The 20,520-nt window shown below is 74.3% G+C and carries 17 protein-coding genes; 11 read left to right on the forward strand and 6 right to left on the reverse strand.

Annotation, left to right across the window (positions count from 1 at the left end):
- Positions 1–36: 36 nt before the first annotated feature.
- Entirely contained in the window at positions 37–2,448 is a 2,412-nt protein-coding gene (locus AC07AW_RS27565; RefSeq protein ID WP_478818134.1) for a hypothetical protein, read from the forward strand.
- On the opposite strand, the gene AC07AW_RS27570 is transcribed toward AC07AW_RS27565, so the two are convergent.
- The 5 genes from AC07AW_RS27570 to AC07AW_RS27590 all read right to left on the reverse strand — a co-directional run bounded on the left by AC07AW_RS27570 (position 2,418) and on the right by AC07AW_RS27590 (position 8,935).
- Positions 2,418–4,823: a right-handed parallel beta-helix repeat-containing protein gene (locus AC07AW_RS27570; RefSeq protein WP_478818135.1), complete on the reverse strand. Its 2,406-nt coding sequence runs from the start codon at positions 4,821–4,823 to the stop codon at positions 2,418–2,420. The two genes, AC07AW_RS27565 and AC07AW_RS27570, sit on opposite strands and share 31 nt — an antisense overlap.
- Before the next feature lie 205 nt (positions 4,824–5,028).
- Entirely contained in the window at positions 5,029–5,637 is a 609-nt protein-coding gene (locus AC07AW_RS27575) for an Rv1733c family protein (RefSeq protein WP_478818136.1), read from the reverse strand.
- 105 nt (positions 5,638–5,742) lie between these two features.
- Entirely contained in the window at positions 5,743–6,576 is an 834-nt protein-coding gene (locus tag AC07AW_RS27580; RefSeq protein ID WP_478818137.1) for an MOSC domain-containing protein, read from the reverse strand.
- A gap of 53 nt (positions 6,577–6,629) precedes the next feature.
- The gene (locus AC07AW_RS27585) at positions 6,630–7,124 is read right to left on the reverse strand and encodes a DUF6643 family protein (RefSeq protein WP_478818138.1); all 495 of its coding nucleotides are present in this window, start codon (positions 7,122–7,124) and stop codon (positions 6,630–6,632) included.
- A gap of 347 nt (positions 7,125–7,471) precedes the next feature.
- Positions 7,472–8,935 carry an MFS transporter gene (locus tag AC07AW_RS27590; RefSeq protein ID WP_478818139.1) on the reverse strand — a complete coding sequence of 488 codons (1,464 nt, stop codon included), beginning with the start codon at positions 8,933–8,935 and terminating at the stop codon, positions 7,472–7,474.
- Positions 8,936–9,000: 65 nt separating this feature from the next.
- On the opposite strand from AC07AW_RS27590, the gene AC07AW_RS27595 reads away from it, so the two are divergent.
- The 4 genes from AC07AW_RS27595 to AC07AW_RS27610 all read left to right on the forward strand — a co-directional run bounded on the left by AC07AW_RS27595 (position 9,001) and on the right by AC07AW_RS27610 (position 12,623).
- Positions 9,001–9,783 (forward strand): ArsR/SmtB family transcription factor, encoded by a 783-nt coding sequence (locus AC07AW_RS27595; RefSeq protein ID WP_478818140.1) that lies wholly within the window; start codon positions 9,001–9,003, stop codon positions 9,781–9,783.
- 154 nt (positions 9,784–9,937) lie between these two features.
- The gene (locus AC07AW_RS27600) at positions 9,938–10,651 is read left to right on the forward strand and encodes a hypothetical protein (RefSeq protein WP_478818141.1); all 714 of its coding nucleotides are present in this window, start codon (positions 9,938–9,940) and stop codon (positions 10,649–10,651) included.
- On the forward strand, positions 10,648–11,946 hold the full coding sequence (locus AC07AW_RS27605) for a phytanoyl-CoA dioxygenase family protein (RefSeq protein ID WP_478818142.1): 1,299 nt from the start codon (positions 10,648–10,650) through the stop codon (positions 11,944–11,946). The genes AC07AW_RS27600 and AC07AW_RS27605 overlap by 4 nt, the downstream gene beginning before the upstream one ends.
- A gap of 41 nt (positions 11,947–11,987) precedes the next feature.
- Positions 11,988–12,623 (forward strand): FkbM family methyltransferase, encoded by a 636-nt coding sequence (locus AC07AW_RS27610; RefSeq protein ID WP_478818143.1) that lies wholly within the window; start codon positions 11,988–11,990, stop codon positions 12,621–12,623.
- 31 nt (positions 12,624–12,654) lie between these two features.
- Here AC07AW_RS27610 and AC07AW_RS27615 read toward each other — a convergent pair whose 3' ends face one another.
- Positions 12,655–13,833 (reverse strand): glycosyltransferase, encoded by a 1,179-nt coding sequence (locus AC07AW_RS27615; protein ID WP_478818144.1) that lies wholly within the window; start codon positions 13,831–13,833, stop codon positions 12,655–12,657.
- Between the two features lie 58 nt (positions 13,834–13,891).
- Here AC07AW_RS27615 and AC07AW_RS27620 point away from each other — a divergent pair, with 58 nt between their 5' ends.
- The 6 genes from AC07AW_RS27620 (at position 13,892) to AC07AW_RS27645 (ending at position 20,431) form a co-directional block, all read left to right on the forward strand.
- Positions 13,892–14,686, forward strand: a complete 795-nt coding sequence (locus tag AC07AW_RS27620) for a glutamate racemase (protein ID WP_478818145.1) — start codon at positions 13,892–13,894, stop codon at positions 14,684–14,686.
- 74 nt (positions 14,687–14,760) lie between these two features.
- A complete protein-coding gene (locus AC07AW_RS27625; protein ID WP_478818146.1) occupies positions 14,761–15,333 on the forward strand; it encodes a hypothetical protein in 573 nt (190 codons plus the stop codon).
- A gap of 100 nt (positions 15,334–15,433) precedes the next feature.
- Positions 15,434–17,032 carry an apolipoprotein N-acyltransferase gene (gene lnt / locus AC07AW_RS27630; RefSeq protein WP_478818147.1) on the forward strand — a complete coding sequence of 533 codons (1,599 nt, stop codon included), beginning with the start codon at positions 15,434–15,436 and terminating at the stop codon, positions 17,030–17,032.
- Between the two features lie 60 nt (positions 17,033–17,092).
- The gene (locus AC07AW_RS27635; RefSeq protein WP_478818148.1) at positions 17,093–17,575 is read left to right on the forward strand and encodes an NUDIX hydrolase; all 483 of its coding nucleotides are present in this window, start codon (positions 17,093–17,095) and stop codon (positions 17,573–17,575) included.
- A gap of 55 nt (positions 17,576–17,630) precedes the next feature.
- The gene (locus AC07AW_RS27640) at positions 17,631–18,470 is read left to right on the forward strand and encodes a 3-hydroxybutyrate dehydrogenase (RefSeq protein WP_478818149.1); all 840 of its coding nucleotides are present in this window, start codon (positions 17,631–17,633) and stop codon (positions 18,468–18,470) included.
- Between the two features lie 68 nt (positions 18,471–18,538).
- Entirely contained in the window at positions 18,539–20,431 is a 1,893-nt protein-coding gene (locus tag AC07AW_RS27645) for a helix-turn-helix domain-containing protein (protein WP_478818150.1), read from the forward strand.
- Positions 20,432–20,520: the final 89 nt, after the last annotated feature.

Consider the following 20,520-nt stretch of genomic DNA (forward strand, 5'->3'; position numbering starts at 1 on the left):
CGTCGCATCTTCCCACTCTGAGAGGAAGTCCCCTCAGTGTCCCCTGCCACATCTGCCCCGGAGAGCGGGGGCGCGGCGCTCGAACTCCTCGTCCACGGAGTCGGCGGAGCGACCCCCGAGTCGATGCTCGACGACCCCAGGACCGTCCGGGTCACCGGCGACCGGACCGCCGCCATGTTCCGGCGGGGCGAGGACCTCGACGCCGAGGACCACCCCGAGCGGTACGCGGCGCGTCCCGTCCCGGAGGCGTACTGCTGGTCCAATCTGACCTCCGGCGACGGAGCCCGCGCCCTGTGGCTGCTGCTCCTGCCCTTCATGGTGGCCAACCTGGCGCACTGGATGCGGCCGCCCGCCGAGGGCAGGCCGGGGCTCGTGCGGCTCTACGGGGTCCTCGTCCGCCTCGTCGCCCTCAGCCTCACCGTGCTCCTCACCGCTGCCGCCTGCGAGGTCGCGCTCGACCTGACGGCCTGGCAGTGCGCCGCCCTTCCCGCCTGCACCGACGCCTACTCGTGGCTCGGTTTCCTCTCCGAGGGCCGCGGCGGCTGGTGGTCCCCGCCCGGCCGCCGTCTCGCCCTCGCCGCGCTCGTGCCGACCGCGCTCGTCGGACTGCTCTGGTATCTCTCGAACCGGACGTGGAGCGCGTACGAGGCGCAGCGCCCGCCCACCGGGTACGACGCGCCCGTCACGGAGCCGCGGGCGGACACGGCGGACACGGCGGACACGGCCGACACGGAGGCCGCGGACGCCGCCGACCCCGCCGGTCCCGTCGAGCTCCGGCCCGCGCTCGGCCGCCCCGGCTTCTGGTACGGCCGCCGGCTCGTCGCCCGTCTCCGGGCGGCCCACACCGCCGCCGGTTTCCTCACGGTCGCCGCCGCCCTCGTCACGGCCACCGCCCGCCACGACGCCGGCACCCCAGGCCTCCGTACGGTTCTCGGCTGGGTCCTCCAGGCGGCCGTCGCCGTCCTCGCCGTCGTCGTGCTCTGGGTCGTCTGCCGGCGCGGCCGCAGCGAACGCCGGCTCGACCTGCGCATCGAACGGGCCCTCGTCTCCTGGCTGCCCGCCGCCTCCCTCGTCCTGCTCGCGCTCACCGCCGTGCACGCCGGCTGGTCCCGCCCCGGCCGGACCTCCTCCGGCACCCTTCCCGGCGACGCCGTCTTCGGCGCCCTCACCCTCGTCCAGGGCGGTCTCGTCGTCGCCCTCGGCGTCGTCGCCCTGCTCCTCCAGCGGCCCCGCAGGGACCCCCGCACCGCGCTGCGCGGACTCGGCGGGCCCGCCGTCGCGATGCTCGCCTGCGCGCTCGCCGGGGTCATGTCCGGGGGAGTGGCCCAGCGCGTCGCCGACTGGCTCGACGGCCCGGCCGCCCGGGGCGGCGTACGCATCGGCCCGCCCGTCCTCCTCAGCTGGCAGGCCTCGGTCATCCCCGTCCTGCTCCTGCTGCTCCTCGCCCCGGCCGCCCTCCTCGTCGTACGGACGCTCCTCGACGCCCGGCGACTGCGCTCCTCCGTCGAGGACGACTACGACGCCGACGACGAACGCGACCCGGTCCGTACGGGGCAGATCGCGGCCGGCCGGGCCCGCGCCTCGCTCACCGACTCCGCGCCCGTCCTCGTCGGCGTCGTCTCCGGCGCGACCCTGCTCCTCGGGGCCGCGTCCGTCGCCGGTGCCTGGGCCAGCGGGAACGTCCCGGGCCGGGCCTTCGACGGGGCGCACCCCGCGATCGCCTCCCTCGCCTCCGCGACCCAGGCCCTCGGCTCCTGGATGATCGGCCTCGGCTTCCTGCTGTTCGTCACCTGGGGCCGCCGCGCCTACAAGGACGCCTCGGCCCGCCGCACCATCGGCATCCTCTGGGACGTCGGCACCTTCTGGCCCCGCGCCGCCCACCCCTTCGCCCCGCCCTGCTACGCCGAGCGCGCGGTCCCCGACCTCACCTGGCGGATGAGCTCCTGGACCCGCGGCACCGGCGGCCGGCTCGTCATCTCCGGGCACTCCCAGGGCAGCGTCCTCGCCGCGGCCGCCGTCTGGCAGCTGCAGCCCGCCACCCGGAGCCGGGTCGCCCTGCTCACCTACGGCTCACCCCTGGAGCGGCTCTACGGCCGCTGGTTCCCCGCGTACTTCGGCCCCGAGGCGCTGCGTGCCCTGAACCGTACGGTGCACTGCTGGAGCAATCTGTACCGCGCCACCGACCCGATCGGCGGCCCCGTCAGGGTGCCCGCCGAGGACGGCCGGCCGGCCGTCGACGGAGCGGTGCTGCTCGACCCGGTCGCGTACGGCCGCACCCGCGCGCATCCGCTGCCCGAACCGATCCTGGGCCACTCCGACTACCAGGCCGATCCGGCGTTCGCCCGCCACCGCTCCGAACTCCTCGACCGGCTCCCGCCGGCCCTTCCCCACCAGCGTGTGGCGAACGAGGAGGCCGGTCAGGGGAGTTCGGGAAGGTCCTCCGGGTAGAGCAGGGTCAGGTCGTCCGTGCTCGCCTCGGCGAGCGCGGCGACCCGGCCCGCGTGCCGCTCCACCATCGACTCGAAGGTCTGCCGCGCCGTACGGCCGTTGCCGAAGGCCGGGCCCTTGGGGAGCTTCTCGAAGTACGTGAGCAGCGCCTCGTCCGTGCCCGGGGAGAGCCGGTACTCGTGCTCGTCCGCCTGCTGGCCGACGATCCGGAGAAGTTCCTCCGGCTCGTAGTCGCCGAAGGTGATGGTCCGTGAGAACCGCGAGGCCACACCGGGGTTGACGGTGAGGAAGCGCTCCATCTCCGCCGTGTATCCGGCGACGATGACCACCACCGCGTCCCGGTGGTCCTCCATCAGCTTCACCAGCGTGTCGATCGCCTCGCGGCCGAAGTCCCGCCCCGAGTCCTCCGGTGACAGCGCGTACGCCTCGTCGACGAAGAGGACTCCGCCGCGTGCCCGGTCGAAGGCCTCCTGCGTACGGATCGCCGTCGAGCCGATGTGCTCGCCGACCAGGTCCACCCGGGAGACCTCCACCAGGTGCCCGCGCTCCAGGACCCCGAGCGAGGCGAGGATCTCGCCGTACAGCCGGGCGACCGTCGTCTTGCCCGTGCCGGGGTTGCCGGTGAAGACGAGATGGCGGCGGACCGAGGCCGCCTTGAGTCCGGCCTCCTGGCGTCTGCGCCCCACCTCGATCATGTTGGTGAGGGTCCGCACCTCCAGCTTGACGCTCTCCAGACCCACCAGGGCGTCCAGTTCGCCGAGCACGTCCTGCGAGGAACGGGCCTCGGGCGCGGCTTCCGGAGGGGCCGGCGCGGCCACCGGGGCGCGCGGTGCCGGCACCGTGCCGAGCAGGCCCGCCGACTGGGTGGCCGTCAGGACTGTGCCGCCGTCGGGCACGGAGGAGCGGACGGCGCTCTCGTCGCTGGTGCAGTCCTCCGCGCTCGCGCCCTCCTCGGGGAACTCGTAACCGCCGCGCGCGCACCGCTCCGTACGGCACTTGCGCAGGGTGGTGCGGCAGCCGTCCGTGACGTGGAAGCCGTACCCGCCGCTGCCCGTCACCCGGCAGCCGTGGAAGGAGCCGCGGCCCTCCGCCGACACGTAGAAACCGGCCTCGGCGGGCGAGGTGACCGTGCACCGGTCGATCGTGGGGTCGGCGCCCTTGGTGACGATGACGCCGGTCTGCACGGAGTCGATCGTGCAGCCGCCGAGGGTGCCGCCGCTGCCGTGGTCCCGGAACCAGGCGCCCGTGGAGGCCTCCCGGATCCGGCAGTCGTCGAGCTGGGCCGTGGCCCCGTCGCTCACCGACACCGCCGTGTTCCGCACCTGCGTCAGATCGCTGTCGACGACGTCGACGCGCGAGCCCCGGTCGAGGACGAACAGCGCGTCCGGTACGTCGTGCACCCGGCAGGCGTCGAGGACGGCGGTGGCCCCGTCGCTGACCCACACCGCCGGGTAGTCGCCCGTACTGTCGTGGATCTCGCACTGGTTGGCGTCCACCCGCGTCCCCGGGTCCCACACCGACAGGCCGTTGCGCCCGAAGCGGCGGACGGTGGACCGGGTCAGCGTCAGGACGGAGCGCGAGCGCAGGTCGACCGCGTTCTCCGGGACGTCGTGGATGTCGCAGTCGGAGAGGGTGAGCACCGCGTCCGTGTCGAGCGTGATGCCGTCGGCCGAGGTGCGGTGCACCGAGGAGTCGGTGAGGTGGGCGGTGGCGCGGGCCGCGATCTGCAGACCGGCGCCCTTGATCTCGTACACCTCGCAGCCGACGCCCTCCAGACCGCTGCCCTCGCCGGTCACGGCGATCCCCGCGCCGGAGGCGTGGTGCACCCGGCAGCGCTCCAGACGCGGATGGGCCCCGCCGCGCACCGAGACGCCCGCCTGACCGGCGGAGACCACCTCGCACTCCTCGAACACCCCGCCCGCGCCGTCGAGCACGGCGATGCCGACCCCGGCCGGGTTGTCGACCGTGCAACGACGGACCGTGGGCCGGGCCGCGCCCCGCACCTCGATCCCGGCGGCCGAGCGGGTCATGATCCGCAGATCGAGCAGTTCGGGCGTGCCGTCCTCCACGAGCAGCGCGGGCGCGGCGACGTCCTGCCCCTCGATGTGCAGGTCCTGCACGGTGACGGAGGCGCGGAGAGTCAGCGGCACCCCGTCCGGGGGCGCGATCCGCACCGAGCCGATCCCGCCCTCGGGGCCGCGCAGGGTGACGGCCCGCCGCACCACGAGGTTCTCCCGGTAGGTGCCGGGCGCGACGGTGAGCACGTCCCCGTCGCCGGCGGCCTCCAGGGCGGCGGCGAGAGAGGGGTACTCACCCGTGCGGCGCCGCCACCGCGATGTGCCGGTGTGCGTCACCTGGACCGTGCCCTGTGCCATGGGTGTGTCCTGCCCCCGCCTCATGCCTCGCCGCTGATCCGATGCCCCACCGTAGCGCGCGCGGCGCCGCCGGGTTGACGGGTCGCCGGCCCGCAGCCCCACCGGCGGCCGACGGCCACCCAGCACGCGTCACCGCCGGTCCGGGGCGGTCGGGTTCGGTCGCCGAGCGATCGAACCCGAACCCCCAGCGGGGTGGGTGCGGGGTTCAGCTTCCCGTGCCCGTGCGGCCCCAGTCGGGGCCTGCCGCCGCCCACGCGCGGTCGAGGCGTGCGTACCGCCGCAGCTCCAGCCTGCGGACCGCGAGGCGGCGGACGAGCTCCACCAGGAGACCGGTGAGGAGCGCGGCCGTCAGACCGGCGATGATCGCGTGCGCACGCGCCGTCCCCGCCTGCATCGGCGGCGGCACCGGACGTCCGTCCGGGTCCGTCCAGAGCCGGAAGGCGGCGCCGGGCGCGGAGTGCTGCCGGGCCGTCGCCACCGTTCCCGTGCGGACCGAGCCGTCCGGCGCGGTCCAGCGGGCCACGACGGAGCGCCGCAGCCGCTCCTCCCCGGGGGTCTCGACGGACCGGGGGCCGCTGACGGGTCCGTCGGCGAGCCGCACCACCCGGGCCGTCGTCGGCAGCCGCTGCTCCTGCTGCGTGCGGACCGCGCGCGACAGCGAGCCGTATGCGGACGTGCCGGCCGCCCAGCCGGTCAGCGGCACCGCGAGACAGAGCAGTACGGCCGCCGCGAAGGCGACCCACGCCTCGACGAGATCAGTGGTCCGGCGCAGGGGATTGTGCCGCCAGCGCCAGAGTCCGATGGCTGCACGCACGTATGGACCCCCTCGTTGTTCACCGCTCCTCCAACGAGTGTGCCCCGGTGCCTGGTTCCCCGCCTGTCGGCCGGGCGAAGTGTGATGCGAACCCCCGGGCCGTCCTCAGTCCAGGATCTTCACGGTGTCACCGACCCGGACGGTGCCGGTGTGCTCGGGGACGAGGTTCTGGCCGAAGATGACGCGGCCGTCGCTCTTGCGGTGCCGGGCCAGGGTCCGCAGGGGCTCCTTGCCGCGCTCGGCGGTGAGCTGGTTCGTCGTGGTGACGACGCAGCGCCCGCAGGGCCGGGCCACCCGGAAGGTGACCTCTCCGACGGCGATCCGCGTCCAGCCGTCCTCCGCCCAGGGGGCGGTGCCCTCGATCACCAGGTTCGGCCGGAACCGGCTCATCGGCAGGGGGCCCTCGTCGGCGTGGTCGCCCTGGGCGATCAGGGAGTTGAGGGCGTCGAGCGAGGAGACGGTGGTGACGAGCAGCGGATAGCCGTCCGCGAAGCTCACGGTCTCGCCGGGCAGCGCGTAGTCGGGGTCCACGGGCCGCCGGTGCTCGGGCGCGTCCATGTGCACGAGCCGTACGTCGCTCTCCAGGTACGCCGAGAGCCAGGCGGCCGCGGCGGCGTCGGCAGGGACCGCCTCCACGAACTGGTCGAAGATCTCCACCGTGATCGTGGGCGTGACTGGTGGGGGCTTCGGTACCTCGACCTCCAGCGTCGGGTGGCCGGGAGCGGACAGGGAGATCCCGCCGCCGGGCAGCGGTTCCGCCGTGGCCAAGGCCATCCGGGGGTGACGGCGTTGGGTCACGACCGTGTTCGAGGCGTCGACGACGGTCCAGCGGCGGTCCCCGGCGAGCCCCCAGGGCTGCACCTCGGCCTCCGCGCGGGCCAGCGCGCGCATGGCCTTCACCGGGTGGACGTGGACGGAGCGGAGTACAGGAGTAGGCATGTCCTCATCCTGCCAGCCGCCCCGGCCCCGACGGAGGCCGGTGGCGAAGCCGGTCAGTAACCCCCGCCCTGGTAGGGGCGGTTGTACGGGTCGTCGTACGGCGCGGGGGCCGGGACCGGCGCGGGCCGGGGGGCCGCCGGACGCATCGCCTCGTAGCCGGCGGCGGCCGGGCGGGGCTGCTGCGGGTACTGGCCGCCCGGGTAGCCGCGCGGGGCCACCTGCTGCTGCGGGATGTACGGGGCCGGGGCGGCCTGCAGCGGGACGGGGGCCATCTGCGCCGAGGGCTGCGGGTAGCCGTACCCGCCGCCGTACGAAGGGGCGGGCTGCGGGCTGGGCGCCGCCGGGAGGGCGGGCAGCGCCGCGGGGAGCGCCGGCAGATAGGAGCCGCTCGCGGGGAAGCTGCTGCCGGTGTCGTAGGCGGCGGGCACTCGGATCGGGGCGATCTGAGGCGTGCCCCGCTCCGCGACCAGGGAGTCGTAGATCGGGGTGTCCGGGAAGGACGGCGCGGTGTGGAAACCGCCTCCATAGGTGGAGCGGGGGGAGGTCATGGCACATAAGTTAAGCCCACGATGTGCTGGTTGGGGAGCCCCTATCTTCGGGTCATCCGTTTTACGCTGGTTTTGGCGGCCTGACCTGCTAAAACATTGTTAAAGGCTGCGTTAACGGCGGGGGCTTTTTCCTTCCGTCGGGGGACATCTGTCAACGCCGACCCGGGTGACGGACTTTCGATCTTGAGTGCTCGAAACTCAGGATTATCGAGCTATTACCGACCGTAACTGCGACCGCCGTGTCGGCACGTATCGGGGCCCCGTCCTTCTTGTGAAGCGGCAGACGGCACATCCTTGTGAAGCGACGGCACATCCTTGTGAAGCGGCGGGCGGCACATCCGGTCCGCTCACGCCGCCCGGGTGACCCCGGTACGGCGCCCGGCGACCGCCGCGAGGCCCGACGCCAACAGGAACGCCGCCGCGGCGATGACCGCCGAAACGTGCAGCCCGCCGGTCAGGCCGGCCTCCCCGCCGATCAGCGTGCCGAAGAGCGCCACGCCCATCGCGCTGCCCACCTGGCGGGACACGTTGAACACCGCTGACGCCGTACCGGCCCTGTCCGCGGGGCTCGCCTCCATGACGGCCACGGTGGCGGCCACCACGGTGACCGGTGTCGCGAGCCCCGTCGCCATGAGCGCGAAGAGCAGCACGGGGTAAGGGGTGTCGGGGCCCGCCGCCAACCAGCCCAGGAAGCCGGCGCTCCCGAGGAGCAGCGCCCCGGCCATGGGCGCGTACGGACCGCTCCGGGCGGTCAGACGGCTCGACAGCGGCGCCGCGAGGAAGCCCATGCAGACCGACGGCAGCAGGGCGAACCCCGTGCTCAGCGCGCTGAGCTGACGTTCCTGCCGGAAGTACAGCGTGGCGACGAACAGCAGCCCGTAGTAGCCGAAGCTCAGCAGCAGACCGATGAGGTTCGTCGCGGTCAGCCCGGCCTCACGGAAGAGCGACGGCGGCAGCAGCGGTCGCCTGCCCTCCGGCCGTACCGCCGCCCGCTTCTCCAGGCGCAGTTCGACGGCGACGAAGGCGGCCAGGCACACCACGCCCCCCGCGAACAGCACCAGCACCTCCGGCGAGGACCAGCCGGCGGGCCCCGCCTCGTTGAGCGCACCGGCCACGCCGAGCAGCCCGAGCACGCCGAGCAGCAGACCGGCAGGATCCGCCCGGCCCGGCCGGGCCCTCGGACCCGGGGCGGGTACGTGGCGCAGAGTCAGCAGCGCCGCCACCGCGGCCACGGGCAGGTTCACCCAGAACACCGCGCGCCAGCCGAACCCCGCGACCAGCAGCCCGCCGACCGCGGGTCCGGCACCGAAGGCGACCGCCGAGACGAGCCCCCAGTGGCCGACCGCCCGAGCGCGCTGGGCCCGGTCGGGATAGGCCGCCCGCAACAGGGCGAGCGACGCGGGAACCAGCAGCGCGGCCCCAGCGCCCTGGACCAGTCGGGCCGCGATCAGGACCCCCGTCGAGGGCGCGAGGGCGCAAGCCGCCGAAGCGGCCGCGAAGATCCCGAGCCCGGCGAGGAACAGCGCCCGATGCCCGAAGCGGTCACCGAGTCCACCGCCGACCAGCAGCAGCCCCGCGAAGAAGGCGCTGTACCCGTCGACGATCCACTGCAGGTCGGACGAGCCGGCGTCGAGCGAATCGTGGACGGCGGGCACGGCCACGTTCACGACCGTGACATCGAGCATCACCAGGAAGTATCCGAGGCTCAACGCGATGAGCGGCGGCAGCGACAGGGACGGACGGTCCGGCATCGGATCGACGGAGGAGGCGGGGGCACGCGCGGGGGAGAAGGAGGGACCGGTGGATGTCATGCGATCCAGTCTTGAGGCGCAACACTTCGCCGACGGTCTAAATGTCCCCGGCCTACGCTTGCCGCATGGCAAGGACGACGACCGGTCGATTCGAGGACCAGGTGCACCATCAGCCCGACATCGCCCGGGCCGCACAGCTGATCGCCGATCCCTCCCGCGCCCGGATGCTGAAGGCGCTCGGCGACGGCCGCGCACTGGCCGCCGGTCTGCTCGCCGCGGAGGCCGGGGTGAGCGCCGCGACCGCGTCCGCCCATCTGAGCAAGCTCGTCGAGGCGCGACTGGTCACCATGGAAAGCTCGGGCCGGTGCCGGTACTACCGTCTGGCCGACCCCGACGTCAGCCTCGCCCTGGAGGCGCTGGCCGTCATCGCGCCGCCCCTCCCGGTCACCTCCCTGCGCGAGAGCAGCACCGCCGGCGCCCTGCGCCGCTCCCGCACGTGCTACGACCATCTCGCCGGCCGACTCGGCGTCGACCTGCTGGACTCCCTGCTCGCCGGTGGCCTGCTCACCGGGCACGACGGCACCCACCGCCCCGAGGAGTCCGTGCGCGACGGGACGTCCGGATACGGCCACGACGTCGACTACCGCCTGACCGCCACGGGCCGGGAGTCGCTGGCCCGTTTCGGCGTCGACCTGGACCTGCTGCCGGCCCGCCGGCCCCTGATCCGCTACTGCGTGGACTGGAGCGAGCAGCGCCACCACCTCGCGGGTGCGGTCGGCGCGGCGCTCACCGCACGGCTCTTCGAACTGCGCTGGCTGCGTCACGGCTCGCGCCCCCGGGTCGTCCATGTGACCGAGGCCGGAGCCGACGGCCTGGCCGACACCTTCGGTCTGCGGCCGGCGGACTGACCCGGGGTCACCGGGCGCGTCGTCGACCGTCGTAGTGAACGAGGGGCCGAAATAGGACAGATATGCGCCTCTTGTTCCTTTGGGGTGGATACATTCCGATCGGCCGGGCTGCCCGTATGAGCGGCGGCGTCGTGACGAGCGGGAGCGAGCAGGCGTGGACCTCAAGGACAGGGACGGCGGACGGGCGACGACGGCACTGGGCGGTGCCGCGGTGGCGCGCAGGGTGGACGCGCTGTTCAAGGCGATGGCATCGGACTTCCTGCTCCGCGAGCAGTTCGTCACCGACCCCGCCCAGATCCTCGCGGAGTACGTCCGGGGCGAGCGCCTCGAACCCGGGCGGGCCGAGGACACCAACCGGCTCGTCTACGCGGTGATGTCCAACCCGGGCCTCGTCCGCTGGATCCGGGACGTCGCCCGGCGGCCCCGGCATGATCGCGCGGACTCGGCCGCGGTCCTCACCGACTTCGGCCGCGCCGTGGTCGACAACGGAGCCTCGCACGTCGTGACCGCCCTCGTCGCCGGCGGAGCGGGAGTCCTCGACGGGCCCCTCGTGGACGTCATCGCCGACAGCGGCATCTTCGGCGCGAGGACCTCCACGGAGGTGAGCGGGACGCAGATGTCGACGGGCGGGAGCGGTACGGATCCGTTGACCGAGTCGAGTGGTACGCATGTGTCGATCTCGGCGACCGAGGTGAGTGGGACGCAGATGTCGACGGGCGGGAGCGGTACGGATCCGTTGACCGAGTCCAGCGGCACGCACGTCTCCTCCGGCGGTGCCCCCGCCCTGGTGGCCCTGCGTGCCCTCATGCAGTACTCCGTCGAGCTGCGCGAGAACGGGCTCCTCGACCGTCCCGTCGGCACCCGGTGACCACCGCCGAAGCGGCCGAGCCGGCCACCCTCTCCGAAGCCGAGCTGCGGGAACGGACCGTCCGGCTCGCCCGGCTCGGCCGCGCCGACGACTGCGCCGAGCTGTGGCTGCGGCCCGGCACCGCCACCGAGGAGAACCTGCGCTGGCTCGACGCCACGGCCTGGCAGGCCATGGACGCCCACGACTTCACCACGGCCGGGGAGCTGGGCCGGCTGCACGCCCACGTCCGCTGGCGCAGCGGCGCCACCCCCGACGGACGCCCCGCCGTGCCCCCGGACGCCCTGCGGCCGCCGCCCGTCCCGTACCTCTCGGTCCCCAAGCTGCGCCACGACGTCGAGCAGCTCCGCCACCTCCGGGCGCGCGGACTGCTCGGCGCCGGGTACGACACGGTCGTCGCCGCGTACGAGACGATCGCGGAACGGCTCGCCGCCGAGGGCCGTTTCGGCCAGGTGCCGATGACCCCGGCGGACACGGCGGCCGTCGGTCACGTCTACAACCGGCTCCTCCACCTCGGCACCGCGCCCCGCCTCGACCGGGCGCTGGGGGACGGCTGGGACCCGGGCGCCGTCGAGGAGGCGTACCTCGCGGACCGCTGCGGCATCGTCGTGATCGACGACCTGCTCAGCCCGCGGGCCCTGGAGTCCCTGCGCGCCTTCTGCCTGGAGTCGACCGTGTGGTCGGCCAACCGCTACGCCCACGGCCGGCTCGGCGCCTTCTTCCGCGACGGCTTCAACTGCCCCCTGCTGCTCCAGATCGCCGAGGAACTCGCCGGCGCGCTGCCCCGGGTCATCGGCGACCGCTATCCGCTGCGGCAGCTGTGGGCCTTCAAGAACGGCCCCGATCTGCCCCGTTCCGGCCACACCCACGCGGACTTCGCGGCCGTCAACGTCAACTTCTGGATCACCCCGACCGAGGCGAACCTCGACCCCGACAGCGGCGGCCTGGTCGTGCACCGCGCCGACGCCCCGCCGGACTGGGACTTCGACACGTACAACGGGCGGCCCGACGTCATCGGCTCGTACCTGGCGTCCCACGGGGTGGACGCGGTCCGTGTCCCCTACCGGGCCAACCGGGCCGTCCTCTTCAACTCGGACCTGTTCCACGGCACCGACGGGGTCCGCTTCCGGCCCGGCTACGAGAACCACCGCATCAACATCACCCTCCTGTACGGCGAGCGGGAGGACGACGTGGACCACCGCAACCCGCAGCGCGACCTCGCCGCCGGGTCCCGCGCGGGCGGCGGCACCGCGGCCTGGCGTTCCGCCGCCTTCGGCCGGACCAGGGCCCGATGCTGAGGGGGGCGGCCAGTCCGTCGCAGTACGGGCAGGACCTGTTCGTGCTCCACGCCCTGAACGGACTGCGCGGAGGCTTCTTCCTCGACGCGGGAGCCTCCGACGGCGTGGACGCCAGCAACACGCACCTCCTGGAGACCGCGTACGGCTGGTCGGGGATCTGCGTCGAGCCGAATCCGCTGCTCTACGCGGAGCTGGTGCGCAACCGCCGCTGCCACCGCGTCAACTGCTGTCTGTACGACAGGACCGGCGAGGTCGACTTCGTCGAGGCCGGCACGGTCGGCGGCATCCTCGACGCCTACCACCCGGCCCTCCTCGCCTGCGCCCGCGACGTCCTCGGCACATCCCCCGGCGCGCCGCCGCCGACGGTCCGGCGGCCGGCCAGGACCGTGCGGTCCGTGCTCCGCGCCTGCGGCGCGCCCCGCGTCCTCGACTACTGGAGCCTGGACACCGAGGGCTCCGAGCTCGCCATCCTGAGGAGCTTCCCCTTCGACGAGTACGCCGTCCGCGTCCTCACGGTGGAACACAACTGGCTGCCCGCCCGGGCCGAGGTACGGGGCTTCCTGGAGGCCCGCGGCTACCGCTGGGCCGCCGAACTCGGCTGCGACGACTGCTACGTGCACCCGTCCGTGAGCCCTCCGCCCGAGCGCGCCTGGCGCAGCGCCGCCTGGCGGCGGTGAGAGGGGGAGGCCCTCGGGCGGACCGGGCCGTTCACCGGTCCGGTGCCGCCTCCGGGCGGGCGTACGTCCGGCCCTTCCACGCCGCGCCCCGGCCCCGGTAGTGGAGGACCGCCGAGTCCACCGTCATCAGCAGGTACAGGAACGCGGTGAACGGCAGCAGCGGGGCGAGCCACAGCGGCTGCCGGTAGTAGCGGAGCATCGGCACGTACGTCCCCGCCATCACCGCCCACGCGACCCCGCCCGCCCAGGCCGTCACCGCGTCCCCGCCCCACACCCCCGCCACCAGGGCCACCGGCGGCACCAGATAGACCAGGGCGAGACCCGCCACCGTCCCCGCGAGCAGCAGCGGGTTGTGCCGCAGCTGCGCGTACGCGCTCCGCGTGATCATCCGCCACAGCTCGCCGAGCCCCGGATACGGACGGACGCTGTCGACCCGCTCCGCGAGCCCCAGCCAGATCCGGCCCCCGGCCCGCCGCACCGCCCGCGCGAGCGACACGTCGTCGATCACGGCCTGCCGGATCACCTCCGGCACGTTCGCCGCCACCGCCGTCTCCGTCCGCAGCAGCACACAGCCGCCCGCGGCGGCCGTCGCCAGCGGACGCGGCCGGTTGATCCAGCGGAACGGGTAGAGCTGGGCGAAGAAGTAGACGAACGCCGGCACCACCAGGCGCTCCCAGAAGCTCGCGACCCTGAGCCGGGCCATCTGCGACACCAGGTCGAGATCGTTGTCGACGGCCGCCGCGACGAGCCGCCGCAGACTGTCCGGCTCGTGCGCGATGTCCGCGTCCGTCAGGAGGAGGTACTCCGGTCCCCGCGCGCGTGCCCGTGCCATGCCGTGCCGCAGCGCCCACAGTTTCCCCGTCCAGCCGGGCTCCGGCTCTCCCGGCGACACGACGGTCAGCGGCAGCCCGCCGTACCGGCCGGACAGCTCCACGGCGAGCTTCCCCGTACCGTCCGTACTCCCGTCGTCGACGAGGAAGACCTCCGCGGTCCCCGGATAGTCCTGTACGAGGAGGGAAGGCAGGCTCAGCGGCAGCACCTCGGCCTCGTCCCGCGCCGGCACGACGACGGCCACCCCCGGCCACGCGCCGCGCCGTGTCCCACGCGCCGGCGGCAGCCGCTGATCGGTGCGCCAGAAGAAGCCCTGGCCGAGCAGCAGCCAGACCCAGGCGGCGAGGGAGACGATCGAGAACCATGCGAAGGTACTCATTCGCGGCAGTCTGCCCCAGATCGCGGGGGGCGCAAGGCACATCGGCTAGGGTGACCGGGTGAAGATCGCGCTCATGGACTCCGGAATCGGCCTCCTGCCCGCGGCCGCCGCGGTGCGGCGGCTCCGGCCGGACGCGGATCTCCTCCTCTCCAACGACCCCGACGGCATGCCGTGGGGTCCGCGCACCCCCGAGGACCTCACCGGGCGCGCCCTCGACGTCGCCCTCGCCGCCGCCGAGCACCGGCCCCAGGCGCTCATCGTGGCCTGCAACACCGCCACCGTGCACGCCCTGCCCGCCCTCCGCGCCGCCCTCGAACCGGACATCCCCGTCATCGGCACCGTGCCCGCGATCAAGCCGGCCGCCGCGGCCGGCGGCAAGGTCGCCATCTGGGCCACCCCCGCCACCACCGGCAGCGCCTACCAGCGCGGACTCATCCGCGACTTCGCCGACGGCGCCGAGGTCACCGAGGTGCCCTGCCCGGGGCTCGCCGACGCCGTGGAGCACGGCGACCGGGACGCCGTGGACGCCGCCGTCGCCGCAGCCGCCGCGCTCACCCCGACCGACGTCCGCGCCGTCGTCCTCGGCTGCACCCACTACGAACTCGTCGAGGAGCGGATCCTCGCCGCCCTGGAGGCCCGCCGCCGGGCCGGGCTGCCGCCGATCGTCTTCCACGGCTCCGCCGACGCCGTCGCCGCCCAGGCCCTGCGCCGGATCGGCGCCGAGCCCGCGCCCGACGCGGACCCCACCGGCACCCTCTCCGTCCTCCTCAGCGGACGGCCCGGGCAGCTCCCCGCCGCGGCCCTCGGCTACGCGGAGGGCCGCACCCTCGCGGCCACCGCCGCCGCGCACTGACGTCCCTCACCGAGCGTCACCGGGCGACCTCGCTCCGGCGCGCTGCGCCGCCCGATCCTGGGTACTCTCCCCCTATGAGGGAGCACTCCCCGAACCCGAACCCACGCGCCGACGAGCCGGCACCGGCCGTCTGGACCGGCCGCGCCACCAACCGCTTCCAGTGGGTCGCGGCGGTCGCCGGCGCCGCCTGCATGGCGCTGGGCATCACCCTCGCCGTCGAGTCCGCGTGGACCTCCGGCATCGCCGCCCTCCTCATGGCGGTGATCGGCTGCGTCGCGGCCGGACTGCTCGTCCTCTTCGGCACCCTCGCCTTCGTCCACGTCGCCGTGAAGGTCGACGACCTCGCCATGGAGGTCCGCTGCGGCCACATCGGCGTGCCGCGCCGCCGCATCCCGCTCGCCCAGGTCGTCGGCGCCGACTTCGCGCCCAGCGTCACCCCCCGCCAGTGGGGCGGCTGGGGCTACCGCTGGCGGCCCGAGAAGGGCACGGCCGTCGTCGTCCGGCGCGGCGAGGGCCTGGTCCTGCGCCTCGGCGACGGCCTCACCTTCACGGTGACCGTCGACGACGCCGAATCCGCGGTCCGCGTCATCCGCGCCCGCCTCCGCCACCCGGCGCCGCCGGTCCCACCTGCCGCGACCGGTGTCTGACCGGGCGGACGAGACACCCCCGCGCACCGCCCGCAGGACGCCCCGCGGGCGGGCCGTACCGCCCTCCTCGCGGACAGGGACGACACGTAGACTCCCCAAGGTGAGCGCCACCATCACCCCCGTCGACGCCCCAGGACCCGACACCGCACCCACGCCGGTCTCCCGGCTCCGGCGGTTCGTGCGGCCAGGGGCGGCTCTGCTGTCCGGGTTCCTGCTCTACCTGAGCTTCCCGCCGCGCCCCCTGTGGTGGCTCGCGCTGCCCGCCTTCGCCCTGCTCGGGTGGACCCTGCGGGGCCGCCGTCTCCGCGCCGGGTTCGGCCTCGGCTACCTCGCCGGACTCGGCTTCCTGCTGCCGCTCCTCGTGTGGACCGGCGAGGAGGTCGGCGCCGGTCCGTGGCTCGCGCTCGCCGCCGTCGAGGCGCTCTTCGTGGCCGCGGCGGGCCTCGGCATCGCGGCCGTCTCCCGGCTCCCCGGGTGGCCCTTCTTCGCCGCCGGGGTGTGGATCCTCGCGGAGGGGGCACGCGCGCGCGTGCCCTTCGGCGGCTTCCCCTGGGGGAAGGTCGCCTTCGGGCAGGCCGACGGCCTCTTCCTGCCCCTCGCCGCCGTCGGCGGCACCCCGGTGCTCGGCTTCGCCGTCGCCCTCTGCGGCTTCGGCCTGTACGAGGCGTACCGGCAGTTCCGCGCCTACCGGGCCACCGGCACCGTCCCGCGCGGACCGCTCGCCGCCGCGGCGCTCGCCGTCCTCGTCCCGGTCACCGGCGCCCTCGCCGCGCTGCCCCTCGTCGACGACTCCGCCGAGGACGGCACCGCCACCGTCGCCGCCGTCCAGGGCAACGTGCCGCGCCTCGGCCTCGACTTCAACGCCCAGCGCCGGGCCGTCCTCGACAACCACGTGGCCCGCACCCGCGAGCTCGCCCAGGCCGTCAAGGAGGGCCGCGAGCCGCAGCCCGACTTCGTCCTGTGGCCGGAGAACTCCTCCGACATCGACCCGTACGCGAACGCCGACGCGGCCGACGTCATCGACGGCGCCGTGCGGGAGATCGGCGTGCCCACCGTGATCGGCGCCGTGGTCACCCCCGAGACCGGCAAGCTCCGCAACACCCTCATCGAGTGGGACCCCGAGCGCGGCCCCGTCGCCACGTACGACAAGCGGCACGTCCAGCCCTTCGGCGAGTACATCCCGATGCGCTCCTTCGTACGGATCTTCAACAGCAACGTCGACCGGGTGAGCCGCGACTTCGGCGCCGGTACGAAGGTCGGCGTCTTCGACCTCGCCGGTACGAAGGTCGGCCTCGCGACCTGCTACGAGGCGGCCTTCGACTGGGCCGTGCGGGACACCGTCACGCACGGGGCCCAGCTCATCTCCGTCCCCAGCAACAACGCCACCTTCGGCCGCAGCGAGATGACCTACCAGCAGCTCGCGATGAGCCGGGTGCGCGCCGTCGAGCACAGCCGGTCGGTCGTCGTGCCCGTCACCAGCGGCGTCAGCGCGATCATCCGCCCCGACGGCGAGATCGTCGCGCAGACGAAGATGTTCACCCCGGACGTCCTCGTCGAGAAGGTGCCGCTGCGCTCCTCGCAGACCCCCGCGACCCGCCTGGGCACCCTGCCCGAGGCCCTCCTCGCGGTGCTCGCGGCGGCCGGTCTCGGCTGGGCCGGCGCCCGCGCGGTGCGCGCCCGGCGCACCCCGGCCGCCTGAGGCTCCGGAGCGGCCCGATGCGCCCCCGGCCCCGATCCGCAGATGATCTAGGGTCGGGGCATGGGTACTCCTGACTTCATCCGCGAACTGCGCAAGACGGCCGGCCACCAGCTGCTCTTCCTGCCGGGCGTCAGCGCCGTCGTCTTCGACGACCGGGGCCGGGTCCTGCTCGGCAAGCGCGCCGACAACGGCCTCTGGGCGCTCGTCGGCGGCATCGTCGACCCGGGGGAGCAGCCCGCCGACGCGGTGGTGCGCGAGGTGTACGAGGAGACCGCCGTGCGCTGCGTGCCCGAGCGGATCCTGCTCGTGGAGACCCTGCGCAAGCCCGTCGTCTACCCCAACGGCGACATCTGCCAGTACCTGGACGTCGCGTTCCGCTGCCGGGCCGTCGGGGGCGAGGCGCGGGTCAACGACGACGAGTCGACCGAGGTCGGCTGGTTCGAGGTGGACCGGCTGCCGGAGATGAAGCGCTTCTCGTACCTGCGGATCGAGAAGGCGCTCGCCGATGAACCCGCATGGTTCCGCACCACAGCAACCGACTGAACTATGGGCTCGACACACATCGGTGGGGGAGAGGCCCGTTCATAGGCTGCGGAGCATGAGCGCCCCCATCACCGTCCCCGGCACCGAGCCCGGTGCGGACGTCGCCTCGCCTCTGCCCCGCGCCGCGGGCCTCGCCCTCGACCTCACCGGCCGCACCGCGCTCGTCACCGGCGCGGCCGGCGGCATCGGGCGCGCCTGCGCGCTGCGGCTCGCCGCCGCCGGGGCCCGGGTCAGAGCCGTCGACCGGGCCGCCGAGGGCCTTCGGACCCTGGCCGAGGAGGCCGGCGCGCTTCCCGGCACCCTCGAACCCCACCTCCTCGACCTGACCGACCTGGACGCGGCGGAGGCCGCGGCCGCCGGCACCGACATCCTCGTCAACAACGCCGGGATCCAGCTGGTCCGCCCCATCGAGGAGTTCCCGCCGGACGTCTTCCACACCGTCCTCACCGTGATGCTGGAGGCGCCCTTCCGGCTCATCCGGGGCGCCCTGCCCCATATGTACGGCCAGGGCTGGGGGCGGATCGTGAACCTCTCCTCCGTCCACGGACTGCGCGCCTCCGCCTTCAAGTCCGCCTATGTGGCCGCCAAGCACGGCCTGGAGGGCCTCTCCAAGACCGCCGCCCTCGAAGGCGCCCCGCACGGGGTCACCTCCAACTGCGTCAACCCCGGCTACGTCCGCACCCCGCTCGTCGAAAGCCAGATCGCCGACCAGGCCGCCGCCCACGGCATCCCGCCGGAGCGCGTCCTCGCCGAGATCCTCCTCAAGGACTCCGCGCTCAAGCGGCTCATCGAACCGGAGGAGGTCGCCGAGGCCGTCCTCTACCTCTGCACCCCCCAGGCCTCCTTCATCACCGGCAGCTCCCTCACCCTCGACGGAGGCTGGACCGCCCACTGACGAAGATCCCTGTGCAGCTTGTCCACAGGGGTGGTGCGACCACACGTACGGCAGGTATCCCTGTGTCCATGTCCCACGAACACGTCTCCTACCTGGAACTCCTCGCCCGGGGAGCGGCGACGGAGGCCTACGACCGGCCCGTGCTGCTCGCCCGCGCGAGCGGCGCGGGCCCCGAGGCGCTGGCCGAACTCGAAGAGGCCAAGCAGCTCGCGCTGCGGGTCCGGGCCGAGCTGGAGGGGCGGCGGCGCCGCGAGGCGGAGCTCTCCGCCCTCTTCGCCACCGCCCACGACCTCGCGGGACTCCGCGACCTCGACGCGGTGCTGCACGCCATCGTGCAGCGCGCCCGGTCGCTCCTCGGCACCGAGGTCGCCTACCTCAGCCTCAACGACCCGGCGGCCGGCGACACGTACATGCGGGTCACCGAGGGCTCCGTCTCCGCCCGCTTCCAGCAGGTCCGACTCGGCATGGGCGAGGGGCTCGGCGGCCTCGTCGCCCAGACCGCCCGCCCGTACGTCACCGAGGACTACTTCGCGGACCCGCGCTTCCAGCACACCCGCACCATCGACGCGGCCGTACGGGACGAGGGCCTCGTCGCCATCCTCGGCGTGCCGCTCAGCCTCGGCAGCCAGGTCATCGGCGTGCTGTTCGCCGCCGACCGCAGGGCCAGGGTCTTCGAGCGCGAGCAGGTCGCGCTCCTCGGCTCCTTCGCCGCGCACGCCGCCGTCGCCATCGACACCGCCAACCTGCTCGCCGAGACCCGCTCGGCCCTCGCCGAGCTGGAGCGGGCCAACGACATCATCCGTGAGCACAGCGCTGTCATCGAGCGTGCCTCCGAGGTCCACGACCGGCTCTCCGAGCTGGTCCTGCACGGCGGCGGCGTCCACGACGTGGCCCACGCCGTCTCCGAGGTCCTCGGCGGGACCGTCGAGTTCACCGAGGCGGGCGCCGGCTCCGCCCGCCGCGCCGGGGGCCACGCGGTCCGCGAGGGCGACGACTGGGTGGCCGCCGTCTCCGCCGGCGGCGAGACGCTGGGCGCACTCGTCCTCCACGGGCAGCCCGAGCTCGACCCCGTCGACCAGCGCACCCTGGAGCGCGCCGCCCTCGTGACCTCCCTGCTGCTGCTCGCCCGCCGCTCGGCGGGCGAGGCCGAACAGCGGGTACGGGGCGAGCTCCTCGACGACCTCCTCGACGCCCCGGACCGGGACCGCCGCCTGCTGCGCGAGCGCGCCGCCCGCCTCCGTACCGACAGCGAGGCCCCGCACGTCGTGCTCGCCGCCCGTGTCGACCGGGCCGCCGGCGACGCCGCAGACCCCGACGCGGGCAACCGCGAGAGCGCCGACCGCCGGCGTCTGTGGTCGGCCGCCTCGCACCTGGCCGCCACCCGCCGCGGACTCGCCTCGGCCCGCGACGGCGGAACGGTCCTGCTGCTGCCGCTCGGGCCGGGGGAGAGCGCCGCCGACCTCGCCCGCCAGACCGCCCGGAGCCTCGGCGGCACCCTGCGCGAGCCGGTCACCGTCGGCGCCTCCGCTCCCGTACGGACGGTCCTCGACCGCCCGGACCAGGTGGCCGTCGCGTACGAGGAGGCCCGCCGCTGCCTGGACGCGCTCGTCCTGCTGCACCGCTCGGGCCAGGGCGCGGCCGCCGAGGACCTCGGCTTCCTCGGCCTCCTCCTCGCCGACGGCCGGGACATCGACGGCTTCGTGGGCCGGACGATCGGTCAGGTCGTCGACTACGACCGGCGCCGCGGCACCGACCTGGTCCGCACCCTGGACGCCTACTTCGCCAGCGGCATGAGCCCGGCCCGTACCAAGGACGAACTCCACGTCCACGTCAACACGGTGGCCCAGCGCCTGGAGCGCGTCGGCCGGCTCCTCGGACCCGACTGGCAGTCCCCGGCCCGCGCCCTGGAGATCCAACTGGCCCTGCGCCTGCACGCGATGTCGTCGGCCGTCGCCCGCTGAACGGCGGGGACGCGTCGCGTCGGTGAGATCAAGCCAATGAGTTGGCGGCTTAACTTCGGTGTCTGGCAGCAGAATTGACGAGCAGTTAG

The organism is Streptomyces sp. NPDC044003 (assembly GCF_056435185.1).